17 protein-coding genes are annotated in these 16023 nt (G+C 61.0%); 9 read left to right on the top strand and 8 right to left on the bottom strand.

Features of this window, described 5'->3' with window-relative positions:
- Positions 1-17 precede the first annotated feature (17 nt).
- On the top strand, positions 18-425 hold the full coding sequence (locus GSQ73_RS02550; RefSeq protein ID WP_158880692.1) for a DUF4156 domain-containing protein: 408 nt from the start codon (positions 18-20) through the stop codon (positions 423-425).
- Positions 426-518: 93 nt separating this feature from the next.
- Positions 519-1916 carry a CDP-diacylglycerol--serine O-phosphatidyltransferase gene (pssA, locus tag GSQ73_RS02545; protein ID WP_158880690.1) on the top strand — a complete coding sequence of 466 codons (1398 nt, stop codon included), beginning with the start codon at positions 519-521 and terminating at the stop codon, positions 1914-1916.
- Here the strand turns inward: pssA and GSQ73_RS02540 are convergent.
- On the bottom strand, positions 1900-2541 hold the full coding sequence (locus GSQ73_RS02540; protein WP_158880688.1) for a GNAT family protein: 642 nt from the start codon (positions 2539-2541) through the stop codon (positions 1900-1902). The two genes, pssA and GSQ73_RS02540, sit on opposite strands and share 17 nt — an antisense overlap.
- 26 nt (positions 2542-2567) lie before the next feature.
- The gene (locus tag GSQ73_RS02535) at positions 2568-2774 is read right to left on the bottom strand and encodes a DUF465 domain-containing protein (protein WP_158880686.1); all 207 of its coding nucleotides are present in this window, start codon (positions 2772-2774) and stop codon (positions 2568-2570) included.
- A 107-nt stretch (positions 2775-2881) separates the two neighbouring features.
- Here GSQ73_RS02535 and ttcA point away from each other — a divergent pair, with 107 nt between their 5' ends.
- The 4 genes from ttcA to GSQ73_RS02515 all read left to right on the top strand — a co-directional run bounded on the left by ttcA (position 2882) and on the right by GSQ73_RS02515 (position 6877).
- Positions 2882-3727, top strand: a complete 846-nt coding sequence (ttcA, locus tag GSQ73_RS02530; RefSeq protein WP_158880684.1) for a tRNA 2-thiocytidine(32) synthetase TtcA — start codon at positions 2882-2884, stop codon at positions 3725-3727.
- Between the two features lie 60 nt (positions 3728-3787).
- Complete coding sequence (locus tag GSQ73_RS02525) at positions 3788-4990, top strand: amino acid aminotransferase (RefSeq protein ID WP_158880682.1); 1203 nt, start codon at positions 3788-3790, stop codon at positions 4988-4990.
- Between the two features lie 83 nt (positions 4991-5073).
- A complete protein-coding gene (locus GSQ73_RS02520; RefSeq protein ID WP_158880680.1) occupies positions 5074-5991 on the top strand; it encodes a recombination-associated protein RdgC in 918 nt (305 codons plus the stop codon).
- A gap of 115 nt (positions 5992-6106) precedes the next feature.
- Positions 6107-6877 (top strand): YgjP-like metallopeptidase domain-containing protein, encoded by a 771-nt coding sequence (locus tag GSQ73_RS02515; protein WP_158880678.1) that lies wholly within the window; start codon positions 6107-6109, stop codon positions 6875-6877.
- 377 nt (positions 6878-7254) lie between these two features.
- Here GSQ73_RS02515 and GSQ73_RS02510 read toward each other — a convergent pair whose 3' ends face one another.
- Together GSQ73_RS02510 and GSQ73_RS02505 are read right to left on the bottom strand one after the other, a co-directional pair.
- The gene (locus tag GSQ73_RS02510) at positions 7255-7656 is read right to left on the bottom strand and encodes a hypothetical protein (RefSeq protein ID WP_158880676.1); all 402 of its coding nucleotides are present in this window, start codon (positions 7654-7656) and stop codon (positions 7255-7257) included.
- A gap of 153 nt (positions 7657-7809) precedes the next feature.
- Positions 7810-9303, bottom strand: a complete 1494-nt coding sequence (locus GSQ73_RS02505; protein ID WP_254063276.1) for a family 43 glycosylhydrolase — start codon at positions 9301-9303, stop codon at positions 7810-7812.
- A 239-nt stretch (positions 9304-9542) separates the two neighbouring features.
- On the opposite strand from GSQ73_RS02505, the gene GSQ73_RS02500 reads away from it, so the two are divergent.
- From GSQ73_RS02500 to GSQ73_RS02490, 3 genes are read left to right on the top strand one after another with little or no spacing between them, the layout of a single operon-like run.
- Complete coding sequence (locus GSQ73_RS02500; RefSeq protein ID WP_158880674.1) at positions 9543-9803, top strand: hypothetical protein; 261 nt, start codon at positions 9543-9545, stop codon at positions 9801-9803.
- 19 nt (positions 9804-9822) lie between these two features.
- The gene (locus GSQ73_RS02495) at positions 9823-10404 is read left to right on the top strand and encodes an isoprenylcysteine carboxylmethyltransferase family protein (RefSeq protein WP_158880672.1); all 582 of its coding nucleotides are present in this window, start codon (positions 9823-9825) and stop codon (positions 10402-10404) included.
- Between the two features lie 15 nt (positions 10405-10419).
- Complete coding sequence (locus GSQ73_RS02490) at positions 10420-11469, top strand: hypothetical protein (RefSeq protein WP_158880670.1); 1050 nt, start codon at positions 10420-10422, stop codon at positions 11467-11469.
- Positions 11470-11548: 79 nt separating this feature from the next.
- On the opposite strand, the gene GSQ73_RS02485 is transcribed toward GSQ73_RS02490, so the two are convergent.
- The 4 genes from GSQ73_RS02485 to GSQ73_RS02470 form a co-directional block, all read right to left on the bottom strand.
- A complete protein-coding gene (locus GSQ73_RS02485) occupies positions 11549-12136 on the bottom strand; it encodes a sterol desaturase family protein (protein ID WP_158880668.1) in 588 nt (195 codons plus the stop codon).
- 166 nt (positions 12137-12302) lie between these two features.
- Positions 12303-13292 (bottom strand): alpha/beta fold hydrolase, encoded by a 990-nt coding sequence (locus GSQ73_RS02480; protein WP_254063241.1) that lies wholly within the window; start codon positions 13290-13292, stop codon positions 12303-12305.
- A 68-nt stretch (positions 13293-13360) separates the two neighbouring features.
- Positions 13361-15214: a M1 family metallopeptidase gene (locus GSQ73_RS02475; RefSeq protein WP_158880666.1), complete on the bottom strand. Its 1854-nt coding sequence runs from the start codon at positions 15212-15214 to the stop codon at positions 13361-13363.
- Positions 15215-15292: 78 nt separating this feature from the next.
- Entirely contained in the window at positions 15293-15934 is a 642-nt protein-coding gene (locus GSQ73_RS02470; protein ID WP_158880664.1) for a glutathione S-transferase family protein, read from the bottom strand.
- Positions 15935-16023: the final 89 nt, after the last annotated feature.

The following is a 16023-nucleotide window of genomic DNA, read 5'->3' as shown; positions in this document are numbered from 1 at the left end:
CTGCTGCGGAGCTACCCATGCGCAAGACCCTGTTGATCGTCGTTCCCGTTCTGTTGCTCGGCGCCTGCAGCTGGGGCATCACTCCGGACGACGCCGCGAGAAATGTGCGCACGGCATGGAGCGGCGATGTATCCGGATGCCGCGATCTGGGCAAGGTGACGGTGTCGGTGATGGATCACGTGGGCCCGGTCGATCGCAACACCATCACCGTGCGCGACGAACTCGAAGTCATGGCGCGCAACGAAGCGGCGAAAATGCGCGGCGATACCGTCAAGCCACTCGCTGATGCGGCGGATGGCTCGCAGCCGTGGGGTGTCTACCAGTGCGGATCGCGCAGCATCGAACCGGCGCGCACGCCGCACCCGTCGAACCACTCCGATTCCTCGTCGCCCGGCGACGCACAGACTTTTCCGGTACATGGGTAAGGCGTCGACATGCCGCGGCATGGCCGCGACGCATGCGATCACCTTCAGTCGGCCTCGACGTCCGGCCGACAGGCCATCGCGTAGCCTGGCGCCATGAATCGATTGACCAACGTTCCGCGGCGCATCGCGCGTCGTATCGCTTCACCGCTGGGACGAAGCAAGGCCAGGTTGCACGATGCGCTGCCTTCGTTTGCCATCGCATACACGGCCATCGAAGCGCTGGCCGATCCGTCGGCATTTCGGCAAACCTTGTTGCAGCAGATCGCCCAGGCCACGAAGCGCATCGTGATCGTCACGCTGTATTTGCAGGACGATGTCGGCGGCCGCGAAATTCTCGACGCGCTGTATGCAGCACAAGCGCGTCATCCGAAGTTGCAGATTTCGGTGTTCGTCGATTGGCATCGCGCGCAGCGCGGCTTGATCGGCAAGCAGAAAAGCGAAGGCAACGCAGGCATGTACCGCGAATACGCGAAGCGGCTCGGTTCCGGCGTGGCGATTTACGGCGTGCCCGCGCAGAGCCGCGAGATCCTCGGCGTCATGCACCTGAAAGGCTTCGTGATTGACGACGCCGTGCTCTACAGCGGCGCCAGCCTCAACGACGTTTACCTGCAGACGCAAGGGCGCTATCGGCTCGATCGCTACCATCTTCTGCGCGATCGCGGACTCGCCGACGCCATGGTGAGTTTCGTGCAGGAACACTTGTTGAAGAGCGACGCGGTTTGCCGCCTGAATGTTCCGGATGTGCCGACCACGCGCAGCCTGCAACCGGCGATCCGCGAATTCCGCCAGCAGATGCAGCGTGCCAGCTACGACGTGCCGGTCGATATTTCTTCGACGACCGAGGTCGCGGTGACGCCGCTGATCGGCTTCGGCCGCAATGACAATCAACTCAACGACACGTTGCTTGCGCTTCTGCGCAATGCGCGCAAGCGGGTGATCCTGCTGACGCCGTATTTCAACCTGCCGCGGCCTCTGCGCGTCGTGCTGGGCCAGTTGCTGCGTCGTGGCTGCACCATCGACATCATGGTCGGCGACAAGACGGCCAACGATTTTTTCATTCCGCCGGGCCAGCCGTTCAAGACCATCGGATTGCTGCCGTATTTGTATGAAAACAACTTGCGCCGTTTCGCCAAATCACATCGCCGACAGATCGCGGACGGCCAACTCAACCTGCATCTTTGGCGCGACGGCGACAACAGCTATCACCTGAAAGGCTTGTTCGTCGACGACGACGTGGCCGTGCTCACTGGCAACAATCTCAACCCGCGCGCATGGTCGCTGGACATGGAAAACGGCCTGCTGTTGCGCGATCCGTCGAAGCAGTTGCAAGCAATGCATCAGGCCGAGTGGACGGCGCTGAAACGACATGCCACGCGATTGCGCGATTACCTTGCGCTGGAAAGTCCGCGGCACTATCCCGATGAGGTGCGCAAGCAACTGAAGCGCCTCAATCGCACACGGCTCGACCGACTGGTCAATCGCCTGCTTTGACCGCAGCGTGCGTGGACGTCGCAAGACGTTCCAGCCGCATGCCGAGCCAGCGATCCACGTCCGGCCATTCGGTCGCCAGCACGCTGTAGCAGACGGTGTCGCGCAACGTGCCATCGGGTCGGCGCTTGTGAGCGCGCAACACGCCTTCGCGTCGCGCGCCGAGGCGCTCGATCGCACGTTGTGAATCGAGGTTGCGGCTGTCGGTATGCAGTTCCACCGCCACGCAACCCAGCGACTCGAATGCATGCCGGAAAAGCAGGCGCTTGCAGGCCGTGTTGAGGTGGCTTTTCTGCCAGCGCTTCGCGTACCAGGTGTAACCGATTGCCAGGCGCGGCAGTTCTGCGACGACGTCGTAATAACGCGTGCTGCCGGCGATGTCGCCGCTGGATTTTTCGCGGATGACGAACGGCAACATCGTTCCCGCAGCCAACCCTTCCAAAGCTTTTTCGATATAGCTGTGCGCCTGCCCCGGCGGTGGCACGCTGGTGAACCAGAGATTCCACAGTGCACCGTCCGCGGCCGCCGCCTCGAGCGCTGCGGCGTGTTCGAGTTGCAGCGGTTCCAGCGCGACGTGTTCGTCCTGCAACAGGACTTCCTGCAATCGAAGCGGGGCGGACGGACTCATCGGCATTCCGGCAAAGGCGTGGGTATTCAGGCGTCGAGATCGGGGATCAGCTTGCTCTCGAGCCGTGCGATGTTGTCCTTCAGCAGCAGCTTGCGTTTTTTCAGTCGGGTCAACTGCAACTCGTCGCGGCCGATCGCGGTGGCCAGCTGCTCGATCGCTGCGTCGAGATCACGGTGTTCCATTCGCAATTCGGCGAGCAGATGGACGATCTGGGCGTGATCCTGAACCTGCATGGCAATGGCAACGGCTGAAGGAAGTCACCTAGTTTAACGCCGTTTCGGCTGTCGGAAGAGAAGCCTCGGCCAGTTACAATGCGCATTCCCCTTGTTGCACGATCATCATGTCCGCCCATCCCGAACCCTCCCGCGAGCCAGCCGCCGACGTCGACAAACGGGCGCGACGCCTGCGCCATCAGGTGGGCCAGGCGATCGCCGACTTCGGCATGATCGAAGAGGGCGACAAAGTCATGGTGTGCCTGTCCGGCGGCAAGGACTCGTACACGCTGCTGGATATTCTTCTGCACCTGCAGGCGAAGGCGCCGGTGCGCTTCGAGCTGATCGCGGTGAACCTGGATCAGAAGCAGCCGGATTTTCCCGAACATGTGCTGCCGAATTATCTGCGCGCACACGGCGTGCCGTTTCACATCATCGAGCGGGATACGTACAGCACGGTGACTCGGGTGATCCCGGCAGGCAAGACCATGTGCAGCCTGTGCTCGCGATTGCGTCGCGGCGTGCTGTACAGCTGGGCGGCGGCCAACGGCATCAGCAAGATCGCGCTGGGTCATCATCGCGACGACATCCTCGGCACCTTTTTCCTCAACCTGTTTTATCAGGCGCAGTTGAAGGCGATGCCGCCGAAACTTCGCTCCGACGATGGCGCGCATGTGGTGATCCGGCCGCTGGCGTATTGCAACGAGGCAGACATCGCCGAGTACGCTGCGCATCGGCAATTCCCGATCATTCCGTGCAACCTGTGCGGCTCGCAGGACAACCTGCAACGCAAGGCGGTACAGCGCATGCTGGCCGAGTGGGAACGCGTGCAGCCCGGCCGCAGCGAAAACATCTTCCGCGCCCTGGGCCATGTGTCACCCTCGCATCTGGCCGATCGCCAGCTGTTCGACTTCGGCGCCCTTGCCGCGTGGCCCGTGGACGCAGCGGATGAGATCGTCGCAGCGCAGGCTTGAACATCCTTTCTCCTTTCTCCTTTCTCCTTTCTCCTTTCTTCTTCAACCCGAGTAGCAGCCGTGTCCTTCTTTGCATCCGTTGAAATGGCCCCTGGCGATCCGATCCTGGGTCTCACCGAAACCTTCGTTGCCGATCCGAGCGCGAACAAGATCAACCTCGGCGTGGGCATCTATGTCGACGAGCAGGGCCGCGTACCGATGCTCGCCAGCGTGCGCGAAGTGGAGCAGGCGCTGGCAACGGCAGTGAGGCCGCGCGGCTATCTGCCGATCGACGGCCTGGCCGCTTACAACCGCCTCACTCGCGAGTTGCTGTTCGGCGCGGAGTCTCCGTTGCTCGCCGCCGGTCGCGTGGCGACCGCGCAGACCATCGGCGGCAGCGCCGCGTTGCGCGTGGCCGCGGATGTGCTCAAGCAGGTCGCCGGTGCTGGCGCGAAGATCGCGATCAGCGATCCGAGCTGGGGCAATCACCATGTGATCTTCCGCACCGCCGGCTTCGAGCTGCTGCAATACCGCTACTACGATGCGGCCAGCCACGGTCTCGACATCGCCGGCATGCTGGAAGATCTCAGCCGCATGGAACCCGGTACCGTGGTGTTGCTGCATGCGTGCTGCCACAACCCGACGGGCGTCGATCCCGATGCGGCGCAGTGGCAGCAGATCATCGATGTGCTGAAGGAGCGCCAGCTGCTGCCGTTCGTCGACATGGCGTATCAGGGTTTCGATCAGGGTCTCGATGCCGATGCCACGGCGATTCGCCTGCTCGCGGCCTCTGGCATCGAAGCGTTCGTGGTGGTCAATTCGTATTCCAAATCGTTCTCGCTCTACGGCGAGCGCGTGGGCGCGCTGTCGATGATCGGCAGCAATCGCGATGAAGCCGCGCGGCTGTTGTCGAAGATCAAGCAGACTATCCGCACCATCTATTCGAGCCCGTCCACGCATGGCGCGGCGCTGGTGGCCGGCGTGCTCGGCAGTGCGGAATTGCGCGACCGCTGGGAACTTGAGCTCGGCGGCATGCGCACACGCATCCACGAGATGCGGGCGGGGCTGGTAGAACGACTGGCCGCGCACGGCGCGCCGGATTTCGGTTTCATCCAGAGTCAGGCCGGCATGTTTTCGTATTCCGGCCTGAGCAAGGCGCAGGTGCATCGCTTGCGCGACGAGTTCGCCATCTATGCGCTCGACAGTGGCCGCATCTGTGTGGCGGCGCTCAATCGCGACAACCTCGACACGGTGGCGTCTGCGATCGCGGCGGTTTGTCGCTGATTTCGTTGCGCTGATCTTTTGGACGTCCATTCGCGCGCGCCGGTGACGGCGCACGCAAAACTTTTTCCCTTATTCGGATGATCATGTTCTTTCGCAATCTCACGTTGTTCCGTTTTTCCCCAGCCGTCGCCGCCGATCTGAAGCGCCTCGACGAAGCACTCGGCGAGCACCGCCTGCGCCCGTGCGGCCCGCTGGAAATGTTCACCAAGGGTTTCGTGCCGCCGGTCGGGCGCGGCGAAGGCGAACCGCTCACGCACACGGTCAAGCACTGCACGTTGCTCACCGTCGGTGGCGAGGACAAGCTGTTGCCGGCGCAGGTCATCAACGAGGAACTGCAGCGCAAGGTGCAGAAAATCGCCGAGGAAGAAAGCCGCAAGGTCGGTGGTCGCGAGCGCAAGCGGATCAAGGAAGACCTGCTGACCGAGCTGCTGCCGCGCGCTTTTGTGCGCAGCTCGCGCATGTCCGCCTATGTCGATACGAAGCAGGGCTGGCTGGTGCTGGATACCTCCAGCCGCAAGTCGGCCGAAAACGCGCTGACCCAGATACGCGAGGCGCTCGGCAGTTTTCCTGCCGTGCCGCTGGCGCCGGAAGAGGGCCCGCGCGTGCTGATGACCGACTGGCTCGCCAACGGCAATCTGCCGGCCGGGCTGGTCCTCGGTGATGAGTGCGAATTGCGCGATCCGGCCACCGCCACTGGTGCCATCGCCAAATGCCGCAGGCAGGACCTGGACGCGGAAGAGGTGAAGGAGCATCTGCGCAACGGCAAGCAGGTGTTCCTGCTGGGGCTGACTTTCGACGACCGCATCAGTTTCGTGCTGGGCGAGGACCTGATCATCCGCAAGCTGAAGTTCCTGGATGTGGTCATGGATGAACTCGGCGACAGCCAGCAGGATGCCCATGCCGAGCTCGACGCCAGTTTCGCCCTGCTGACGCTGGAACTGGAGCGTTTGCTGGGCAAACTGGAGGAATGGTTCGGTTTGCCGCGGCCTGCGGAAAACTGAACAAAAAATCCACACCACAAGTCGTCCGGGCGCGGCATACTGACTGTCCGCCCACTCTCCGGTGACGCGGACTCCCATCGTTCAAAGCACAGGCCGAGGTATCACAGGCAGGCTCATGGCGCAGCATCTGGAAGGCGATTGGCTGGAATTGGCGACAGTGGGCGGCAGCATCATCCGCGTACTGAAAACCGCTCATCCGCGTGCGCGCCGGCTGCGTCTTACGGTCACGCCCAAGGGTGCGCGCGTCACCTACCCCATGGGTACGCATCCCGGCCAGGTCAGCGCGTTCCTGCGCAGTCACGCCGACTGGCTCGAGCAGAAGCTCGACGAACTCAACCTCATCGTGAACCCGCTGCCGCCGCTGCGCGTGGGTTATCCGTGCACGTTCCCGCTACGCGGCGAACTGGCGGAACTCGACTGGGCCGAAGGCGCTTATCCGAAGATCGAAGCGCACGAAACCGGCATCACGCTGATCATTCCGCGACCGCATACACGCGCGCTGCCAATCGCCCGCGGCCTGATCGCGTCGCATCTCGAGTCGCTGATCCGTCGCGATGTGTCGCGCTGGCTCGCCAGTTACGTTCCACAACTCGGGCTGGCGCCGACATCGCTGCGAATCCGCCCGATGAAAAGCCTGTGGGGCAGCCTCGACACGCGAGATCGCATCAACCTTGATCTCGCACTCGCGCTCGCGCCGCCCGCGGCCTTGCGCTACGTGCTGGTGCACGAGCTGTGTCACCTCAAGGTGCGTAACCATTCACCGCGTTTCTGGGCGCAGGTGGAAAACCTCTATCTCGACTGGCGCGAGCAACGCGATTGGCTGCGACAACAAGGCGCGATCCTGAAATCCGAACTCGACCGCCTCGTCGACGACGTCGCCGACTGACGCGTGCTCTGCGACAAGTTCGTCGTTGCCATCTCAACGTCGTACAGTCGAACGGCGCATACCGGAAAATCGTTTGCGACGGCGTTATCACGCAGGGCACGGACTCCCGGAACGGTTAAGTTCGCGCGCATGCGCGTGCGTCTTTTGACTGGAAGTTTTTTAGTAAAAAGCTTTTAACGTGACTTAGCGATCTAACGTTGAGTCTCGATCAATTTGCCGGCAATCGTGACCTGACGGATTTGATGACCGATAAGACGGTGACGAGCGTATTCAATACAACGCGACCGTGGAAGTAAACGCTACCTGTAGCGGCTTGGCCAGATGACGTCTTCAATCACGAAAACGTCGAGCTTTATGACGTGGCCTTGGTTAGATACTTACTGCCAGTAACTAGCTTTGCGTTTCAGATGGATGATTTCTTTGCTTCCGGAGAATGATCCAGTCAGTTCTTTCGATCCGATCGTTCCGACAAAATTGCCGCGAGGATCGGATGTTTTTGGAACTGCGAATTTGATCGACGTACCCGATATTGTCGCTGGCATGACCGCCGGCGTTGTTGGTTCACCTTCACTTGACTGATAGACGACGAAATAGCCATCACGGGCGTAGGTGACAAAGATCTCTGTGCCCAGCAGATCGCCTCCTTCGTCGTTGTATGCCATGTCCGAAAACATGCCTGTCGGCTTCGGTTGCTTTGCGACGGCACCGACGGCGTCTACCGCTGTTGAAACGATTCCTAACGCAAGCATTATCAAGAATACGTGGATCAACCGTTTCATCATCTTGCTCCTGAATATTTTTAGTTATCGCCCTGCTGCCTTGCCCTAAACCACGCGTGGGCCGTTCTGCATGACCGGCGTCTGCTGATTTCATCGCAGATAAGTGGCTAGACGTGTCATTTCATACACACGCTGACCCCTGCAAACCCAGCGTTACGTTTCTGCCCGGTAATGAAAGTCTCGGAACCGCGCTTCGCCTCGACCCGAGCAATAGATGGCTGGACGCAGGCTGAGAAAATCACCTGCCACGTTCTGGTGGTAGCCGGAAGTCTCCATCTCCAGATCGTATTTGCTCCACGTCAGGCCGTCGGGACTCGTGGAAAGCACCACGGCATTGCGGTCGTTTCGCAAACGGATAAAGCCACGTCGCGCGATGTTCGGCAACGTATTACCGGACTGGCTTTGCCCGAATCGGTGCATGACGCTACCACTCGCATTGATACCCAACCCTGCGTAAAGACGGCGGTTGTAGAAAACCAGCAACCCCGCTTCCGCACCTTCATCGACTTCAATTTCTACGACCATTTCGTAGCGTTGGTCGCCCGCGATGAACGTGAGCGGCGAGGCATCAGCCGGAGAGTGCCCTTTCGCGCGCAAGTGCAACGTTCGGTTGGCGAAGCGTGCACGTGCCTGCTCGTTTTGGCCTGGGTCGTAGAAACTCCATTGCGTTCCCCAACGTGGCGAACGGAAGTCATCGGATAGCGCTTGTCCATGCGGACCAGCCGGTGCGCCACGCGGCTTCCGCAACGGTTTGGACAAGTCGCCACCTTTGGGCCGGAACCATCCATCGGAGTTCCAGACAATCGGTTCGAGCAGCGTCTGGCGGCCCAGCGTCCAGTAGCCGTTTTCATAGCCGTGGTAGATCATCCACCAGTCGCCATCCGGCCCTTCAAAAGGCGTGGCGTGGCCGCGCGACCACCATTTCTCCGCAGCCGACCACGTCTTCACGACTGGATTGCCGGGGTCTTGTTCCCATGGGCCTGCAAGGGAACGCGCCCTCGCGACGACGACCATGTGCCCCGTCGGTGGACCCGCCGTGCCACCGACCGCGGATACGAGATAGAACCAGTCGTTTCGACGAAAGACCTTGGGACCTTCCGCCGCGAAAGTTTCCACGCTCCAGTTAGCCGGATAGCGCCAGGGATCATAGACGTGCTCAACCTTCCCCACGGTCGACAGGCCATCGGGCGCGAGCGGCACACGGTCGCCGCCAGACAGGAACAGCCAGCGTCTGCCTGCTTCATCGATTGTGTGACAGGGATCAATGTGATCGGTGATCTTCAGATCCACCGGTTCGCTCCACGGCCCATCGATGCGATCGGCATGGATGACGAAAATGGATCGATATGCGCCGGCGTTCGAGATGTAGATGCAATAGCGACCCTCGTGCCTGCACAGGTTCGATGCCCACACCGATCCGATCGGCGTCGTGAGCGGTGCAATCACAGGACGCCAGTTCACCAGATCCAGGCTGTGGTGGATGGTCAACCCGGGATAGGCGTCGAAGGTCGAGAAGATCATGTAGTAATCCCGACCATCTTTGAGGATGGACGGGTCGGGATGATCACCGGCAAAAATGGGATTGAGGTAAGTGCCGTCTCCTCGATCCGCTTTTCGCTGTCCCTCCACGCCCTGTGGCCAGCGCATCCAGTCCCATTGAACCCCCATGACGGGAACGGGTCGCTCGGGCGCTGGATCGGCGCGCGATCCTTGGTCCGGTAACGCCGATGCCGAAGGGCGCGAGGACAACGGCGCGCCCAGACTGGAGCCGACTGCCGAGCCGATGAGTAGCGTTGCGGAGGTCTTGAGAGCAGTGCGACGGTCCACCGGAACTACCTGATGTCGTTGGGTTGGACTTTCACCGTAGCACCGATCGTTCGTCCGCGATGATCCTCCTGCAGACACGTAGCGGCGATGCGTGGAGAGCTCAGTACACCAAGTCGATAACGCGGATCGGCGCGCTTTTCGCGCTCGTGTTGTCGGGCCACCAAGGTGCCGGTTCGGCGACGATCACGTCGCGAAAGATCTCGCCGGTTGTCGGCCATTGCGAGGGGATGGCAGTGGGCAAGTCTGCTACGGTGGTGTTGATGTGGGCGCCTGCGCGCTCGTCTCTCGCGCACCGCAAGGGCGAGCCTGACTTGTTCTGATTGATTCGGGGAAAACCAAATGGCCTTGCCGATCGACACGCTGATCAAGTCGTTCTGGATCTTTTTCGCGCTGTTCTGGATCGTCAGTGCGTTCAAGGTCAAGCAGGCTGTACGCACCGAGCCGATGTGGTTGCGTTTCCTCAAGCACTGGTTGCCAGTGCTCATCGGTGGCGTGTTGCTTGGTGGTCCGGGCGAGATGTACGCAGGCACAGCGCTTGGCTGGCGTCTCTATCCGAGCATCGAAGCCGTCGCTGTTCTAGGCATGCTGATGACCTTGGCCGGCGTGCTGTTCGCCTGCTGGGCGCGCGTGGTGCTTGGCACCAACTGGAGCGGCGTCGTGCAGGTCAAGCGGGATCACGAATTGATCGAGCGCGGGCCGTATGGCTACGTGCGTCATCCGATCTACACCGGCCTGCTGATGGCGTTTCTCGGCACCGCGATGGCGATCGGCGAACTGCGCGGCTTTCTGGCCGTGGCCATTGTCGCCGTATCGTTCTGGCGCAAGTTGCGGCTGGAGGAACGCTGGATGGGCGAGCAGTTCGGCGATGCGTATGCGGACTATATGCGCCGGGTGAAAGCACTCGTGCCCGGCGTCCTGTAGAAGGCGAATCGTCAGGTGACAGCTCATCTTGATCCACGTTTCGCTAGAGCCTGCACGCTTATTCAGAATGAACGTGTCTGCGCCGACGGCAAGATCGATCCATCCAGGAAAATTGTGAAGTCACCTCAAGGCTTGTTCATCGCCACAATTGCCCTGCTGTTATTCCTGCCTTCCACTGTGTGCGCGGTTCCAATGGCGTTGGGACAGGTGGATGAAGTTTGCCCGCGCAAGCCAATCGGAGCCGTTGACAAAATCCCTCCACTGAAGGATGTATCGCGAAGTTATTTAACAGTCCGCAATGCGCCCGGCTTTCATGCCGAGCCTCTCATCTTGAAACATACCGTTGGCGACAAGCGGCTTACGGTCATTGGTACGCGCCATATCAGTAACGCAAAGTCGCCGATGTATCGCTTAATCACTGTGGCGCTCGATGCAGCGCGTCCGGAGTTGATTCTCCACGAAGGTGATGCGCCGCCAGGGCTAGGGTTGGAAACGGCATCTCAGGCGATTCGGCGCGCCGCCGACCTGGGTTTCATTGCCCACTATGCGAGCCAGCATGGCATCGTTTTTCGCTCGGCCGATGTGCCGATAAACACAGAAATCGCAGCACTCCTTGCCGATCACGCAACACGCGACGTGTTCGTCTTCCTGACTGCCCAGCGCCTCGTCGGCAGTGCATCGCACCCGGATCTTTCTGCAACAGCCGCGGCCTATCCCACCTTTCTAGGCGATTATCTCCAACGCAACGGACTGCCCATCGATCCCTCTTGGAGAAAGTGGAAAGGATTTGTAAGTGCATATGAGGCGCTGACTGGCAGACCTCTAGCATCGTCAACCTGGTCGGGTCGCCAGTTTGACCCGACCGTGAATGGCGGTCCGCTCAATGAACTCGCCAGGGCATCCGATCGTATTCGGGACCAATCGCTGCTCACGGCCATCCGTCACGGATGGCACGAATACAGCCGGGTCGCGGTGCAGTTTGGCGTTTACCACGTCCTCGCCATCGAGCCTATCCTTGACAATATGGTGTCCCGCTTCGCGGTAACTCAGGACTGCGCACAGTAACGAATCAGCAGGCGTCGGATGGCAGGCGCGACTGAATGGAGCGATGCCAGGCCTTCCTCGGAAGGCGGAGATGCGCCGATCAGCGGCTGCGCGACTGCCGCACGTAGCGCGTGCCGAGCAACACATCCCACAGCGGCGTGGTGACGCCAAAATTGCTGTTGGGGTGGTAGTGGTGCACGTGATGCGCCCCCGCCCAGCGACGCAGCACCGGATGCTTGAAGCGCACGTGGTGGATCGTGAAATGGCTCAGTCCGTAAGCGATGTAGCCGAACGTCACCGCGCCGGTCATCAGCAGCGCAAAGCCGGTCGGCATGATCAGCACACAGACGCCTGCAATGGCCAGCAGTACCGCGGCCGGCAGAAAAAACGGCAGTGAGTCGTAGCCGAGCGGACGCTCGTGGTGCAGCCGGTGGCCCTGTTCGAACAGCGGAATCCGCGTGTGGAACATCCAGCGGTGGAAAAAATACTCGATGAAACTGAAAGCCAGCAGGCCCAGCACGATCGCCGCCGTGGCGCTGAGCGGCCCGCCGGTGTGGTGGCGCCAGCCTTCGGCCAGCAGCGTCGTGCCCAGCGCGAAATCCACCGCGACCTCGACCCAGTAATTGGTACGCGTGCCGGACATGCGAACAATCGCGTCCACACCTGAGCGCACCAGGCTTGGCTTCATCGCTTGCTGCATGGTTGGGGTTTCTTGCACGAGAGCATGCCGGGGTCCAGGCTGAGAACCGCATTGTCCCATGTTGTCATCATCAATTCACAACCGTGTGCTGAGGGCCGGCCATTCGCCCGGGTTTTGTACAGGTTGCGCACCACAGATATTGCCTGGCTCATGTTCAGTGCGACAGCGTGAAGCCGGTCAGGATCTGTGCCGTGTCCTCCGGCTTTTCGAGCATCGGCATGTGATTGCAGCCATTGATCGTGCTCATGCTGATCGCGGCAGCGTGGGCCAGGCCGTTGCGCAGGCTGTCTTGCGCGGAGACGTCGATGATCTTGTCGTCGTGGCACCACAGGCCCATCACCGGCATGGTCAGATGATCCAGCCGGCTCTGCACGGCGAGGTACTGCGACGGATCACGCAGCTCCTCGAACGTGTGCTGGATGAAGGCGTGATCCTGCCGGTTGCGATCGACCAGCACGTCGATGAAGCGGCCGGGCAGATTGAGCGGCTTTTCGAACGCGAGCGATGTCGCGGTGGCGAAACCGGCGCGATCGTCGAACACGAACGGATTCTTGCCAGCCATCGCTGCTTTCGCGAACGCGTTCTCGTTGTACTTGAGGCCGAACGAATCGACCAGCGCCAGCTCGGCGACATGCTCGGGGTGCTGGGCGGCGTAGACACCCGCGACCGCGCCGCCCATCGAATGGCCGACCAGCACGAACCGTTGCTGCCCCAGTGTCTGCACGAAGCCATCAAGTCGTATCGCCTGCGCATCGATGTTGTAGCTCGCGCCGGCGTCGCGAGTGGATTCACCCCAGCCGGGCAGATCCGGAATGATCACGTGGAAATGCGCCGAGAGAATCTTCGCCGTCGGCAACCACACCTCCTTGCTGGAAGCGAAGCCGTGCAACAGCATGATGTTCGGGCCTTCACCGCCTTCGTAGTACACCCAGCGCGTATCGCCAACCAGCACCGAATGCTTGTCCAGATGGGCTTCCATTGCCTGCCGCGCGAAATTAGCGCGCATCAGCCATTGCGGCGCAAGCAGGTAGGCGCCGCCACCGAGCACGACGATGATCGCAAGCAGCCACGCCATGAATTTCAGCCGGCGAAACAGCATGCGTTTCCAGAGTGGCGTGGTGGACGTGTTCGTCGATGGAGGCATGGGACTCATTTGATTTTTTGATGCGGTGTTTGCGTTCTACTTTGCCGACAAGCAAAGAGCGAAGTTGCCTATTGCGCAGTTTTTGCCGAGGCAAAAACTGCTTCCACTGCCTGCTGCGTCAACGGGTGATAGCCGGCCTTCGCCTTGGCGTAAACCTGTTTCGCATACACAAGTCCGTCCGACGTTTTGGCGAATGCCTGATACAACGGCAGCGTGAGATACATCCGACCGATCCGGGTCATGTGTTCCGCCGCAGCCGTCCATGCGGCCTTATCGCCAGCGGCAATCGCGTGGCTGTACCAGCGCATGCCGATCTCGGCGTTTGGCGTACCGGTGAGGTGCCAGGCGGCATCGAGCTGCTGCATTTTCTGCAGCGGCGACACGTCGGGCAGGCGATCGAGAAAGTACATCCACTCCTGCGTATTCCAGCCTTTTGCGTCGAGCTTGTCGGCAGCCAGCGTGCCGGCGAGGAAGTCCGCACGCTCCTTGTCGATCGCGTTGAAGCGTGGCGAATCAGGCAGCGGTGCATTTTTCGGCACGCCGGTTCCGTAGACCCAACTCTGCACTTCGGCCCAGCGCATCTTGCCGGGATATTTCTCGATCAGGTTTGGCTTCAGGTACGCGAGCATCTGCTCGGTGGTAATGCTGCGAAACGCGAAATGGTCGAAGTAGCCTTTCAGATAATGATCGAAAGTGTCGCGGCCGTAGCGCTGCTCCAGCGTGCGCAGAAGCCACGAGCCCTTGTCGTAGGCGACATCGGAAAGCGAATCGTCCGCGCCGATGCCGCGCGGGTCCGGCGCGAGCTTCTGCGAGTTGGCCGGCATCGTGGCAAGTTCCTTCTCGAGGCCGCGCGCCGAAAGCAGCGATTCCTCATCGGCCAGCGTCTTGCCGTACAGCGCTTCGGTGATTCGGCCCTGCACATACGTGGTCACGCCCTCATTGAGCCAGATGTCGCGCCAGCTCGCAGCCGTCACCAGGTTGCCCGACCACGAATGCGCCAGCTCGTGCGACACCAGCGACACCAGGCTCTTGTCGCCCACCAGCACGGTCGGCGTGGCGAACGTCATGTTCGGGTTTTCCATGCCGCCGTACGGAAACGACGGCGGCAATACCAGAATGTCGTAACGGCCCCAGCGATACGGCCCGTAAAGGTGCTCCGCCGTGGCGATCATTTTTTCGGTGTCTTCAAACTCGTGAGCGGCCTTGCCGACCACCGACGGTTCCGCATAGACGGCCGAACGCGGGCCGGTTTCCTTCACCGCGATATCGCCGGCACCGATCGCCAGCAGATACGACGGAATCGGATGCGGCTGGTCGAAACTGAAATCGCCGTTCAACGGATGCCTTGCGTCGTTGATCGCGCTCATCACCACGCGTACGTCTTTTGGCGCATGCACTTGCGCGTCGTACGTGAAGCGGATTGCCGGCGAATCCTGCAGCGGCACCCACGAGCGCGCGTGGATCGATTCCGATTGCGAAAACATGAAAGGTTGCGTCTTGTCGGCGGTCTGCGCCGGCGTCAGCCATTGCAGGCCCGATGCCTGCGGCGAGGTCGTGTACACGATGCGTACCTGCGCCGGATGTGCCGGTGCGGCGATGGTGAGCTTGCTGCCGAGCTGCTTCTCCGCAGCCGCCATTGCGTACTTCAGCGCCGTGGCTTTGCCGCTCGCATCGACGGCTTCGACCGACTCGATGTGCAGATCGCGCGTGTCGAGTACCAGCGACGATGCTTTCGGATTCGTCCAGTCCAGTTTCAGCGTGGCACGGCCATCGAGCTGCCGATGCGGAAAATCAATCGTCAGGTCGAGATCCAGATGCGTCACGCGCACCTGGTCGGGCTGCGCGTACGAATGCGGATCGGCGGCGAACACTACCATCGGCAGCGACAGCATGCCGATGGCCAGGGCGGGCAAAAGTCGCATGGAAGCAGGCATCCCGAACCGGAAAACGCCGAGTATGCCATTGCCTCCGCCAGCCTCGCCCGTGACAGAAGGCCGGGGTCAGGGCAATTCGTTGGCGGAATGCGGATCGATCGAGTACGGATGCATGGTCGCAAGAAAGCCCGGCTGCGCCTCGACACGCGCGATCCACGCACGAACATGCGGATAACTCTGCAGAGACAAGCCTCCCTCTTCTGCGCGGCTTCCGTATGCGAACAACGCCATGTCGGCGATGGTGTATTCATCGCCGGCGATGAAGGCGCGCGTCGACAGTTCGCGTTCCAGGATGTCCAGTGCCTTCAACGCAGCCTTGCGTTTGCCCTCGATCACATCCGGCGAACGGCGCGCAAGTTTGCCGGTCATGGTCCAATAACGCAGCGAACCGATCACCGACTCGATTCGCTCCTGCTCGAAATGCAACCACTGCTGCACCTTCGCGCGATCGAACGGATCGGCAGGCAGATACGGCGTTTCTTCGGCGAGAAACGCGAGAATCGCATTCGACTCCGACAACACGCGTCCATCCTCAAGCTGGATCGCCGGCACCGTGCCGGTCGGGCTGATGCGCCGAAACGAATCGGACTTTCCCTCGCCTTCGAAAATACTCAGCATCACCGATCGATACGGACGGCCGAGATGGTTCAACAGCAAGCGAATTTTCCAGGCGTTCTGCGAGGGCAGATAATCGAAGAGGGTGAGCATGGCTGTGTTCCCGAGTGAGATACGACATGCTGCCGCACCGTCACGGTCGGAACCATCCGCTTCTTGCGACAAGTGACGCGAAAGACGCC

Origin of the sequence: Rhodanobacter sp. L36 (assembly GCF_009765755.1) — a bacterium.
GTDB lineage: Bacteria > Pseudomonadota > Gammaproteobacteria > Xanthomonadales > Rhodanobacteraceae > Rhodanobacter.
Note: the sequence above shows the minus strand (reverse complement) of the source record. Positions and strands in the feature narration are given on the sequence as shown.

Excerpts from the sequence above, each read along its gene's own strand:
- GSQ73_RS02495 (WP_158880672.1), top strand. The coding sequence starts at position 9,823 with ATGGCCTTGCCGATCGACACGCTGATCAAGTCGTTCTGGATCTTTTTC.
- GSQ73_RS02470 (WP_158880664.1), bottom strand. The coding sequence starts at position 15,934 with ATGCTCACCCTCTTCGATTATCTGCCCTCGCAGAACGCCTGGAAAATT.
- GSQ73_RS02510 (WP_158880676.1), bottom strand. The coding sequence starts at position 7,656 with ATGAAACGGTTGATCCACGTATTCTTGATAATGCTTGCGTTAGGAATC.
- GSQ73_RS02505 (WP_254063276.1), bottom strand. The coding sequence starts at position 9,303 with ATGCGCTGGCCACAGGGCGTGGAGGGACAGCGAAAAGCGGATCGAGGA.
- GSQ73_RS02480 (WP_254063241.1), bottom strand. The coding sequence starts at position 13,292 with ATGCCTCCATCGACGAACACGTCCACCACGCCACTCTGGAAACGCATG.
- GSQ73_RS02500 (WP_158880674.1), top strand. The coding sequence starts at position 9,543 with ATGATCCTCCTGCAGACACGTAGCGGCGATGCGTGGAGAGCTCAGTAC.
- GSQ73_RS02515 (WP_158880678.1), top strand. The coding sequence starts at position 6,107 with ATGGCGCAGCATCTGGAAGGCGATTGGCTGGAATTGGCGACAGTGGGC.
- GSQ73_RS02475 (WP_158880666.1), bottom strand. The coding sequence starts at position 15,214 with ATGCGACTTTTGCCCGCCCTGGCCATCGGCATGCTGTCGCTGCCGATG.
- GSQ73_RS02485 (WP_158880668.1), bottom strand. The coding sequence starts at position 12,136 with ATGAAGCCAAGCCTGGTGCGCTCAGGTGTGGACGCGATTGTTCGCATG.
- pssA (WP_158880690.1), top strand. The coding sequence starts at position 519 with ATGAATCGATTGACCAACGTTCCGCGGCGCATCGCGCGTCGTATCGCT.
- GSQ73_RS02550 (WP_158880692.1), top strand. The coding sequence starts at position 18 with ATGCGCAAGACCCTGTTGATCGTCGTTCCCGTTCTGTTGCTCGGCGCC.
- GSQ73_RS02535 (WP_158880686.1), bottom strand. The coding sequence starts at position 2,774 with ATGCAGGTTCAGGATCACGCCCAGATCGTCCATCTGCTCGCCGAATTG.
- GSQ73_RS02540 (WP_158880688.1), bottom strand. The coding sequence starts at position 2,541 with ATGAGTCCGTCCGCCCCGCTTCGATTGCAGGAAGTCCTGTTGCAGGAC.
- GSQ73_RS02520 (WP_158880680.1), top strand. The coding sequence starts at position 5,074 with ATGTTCTTTCGCAATCTCACGTTGTTCCGTTTTTCCCCAGCCGTCGCC.
- ttcA (WP_158880684.1), top strand. The coding sequence starts at position 2,882 with ATGTCCGCCCATCCCGAACCCTCCCGCGAGCCAGCCGCCGACGTCGAC.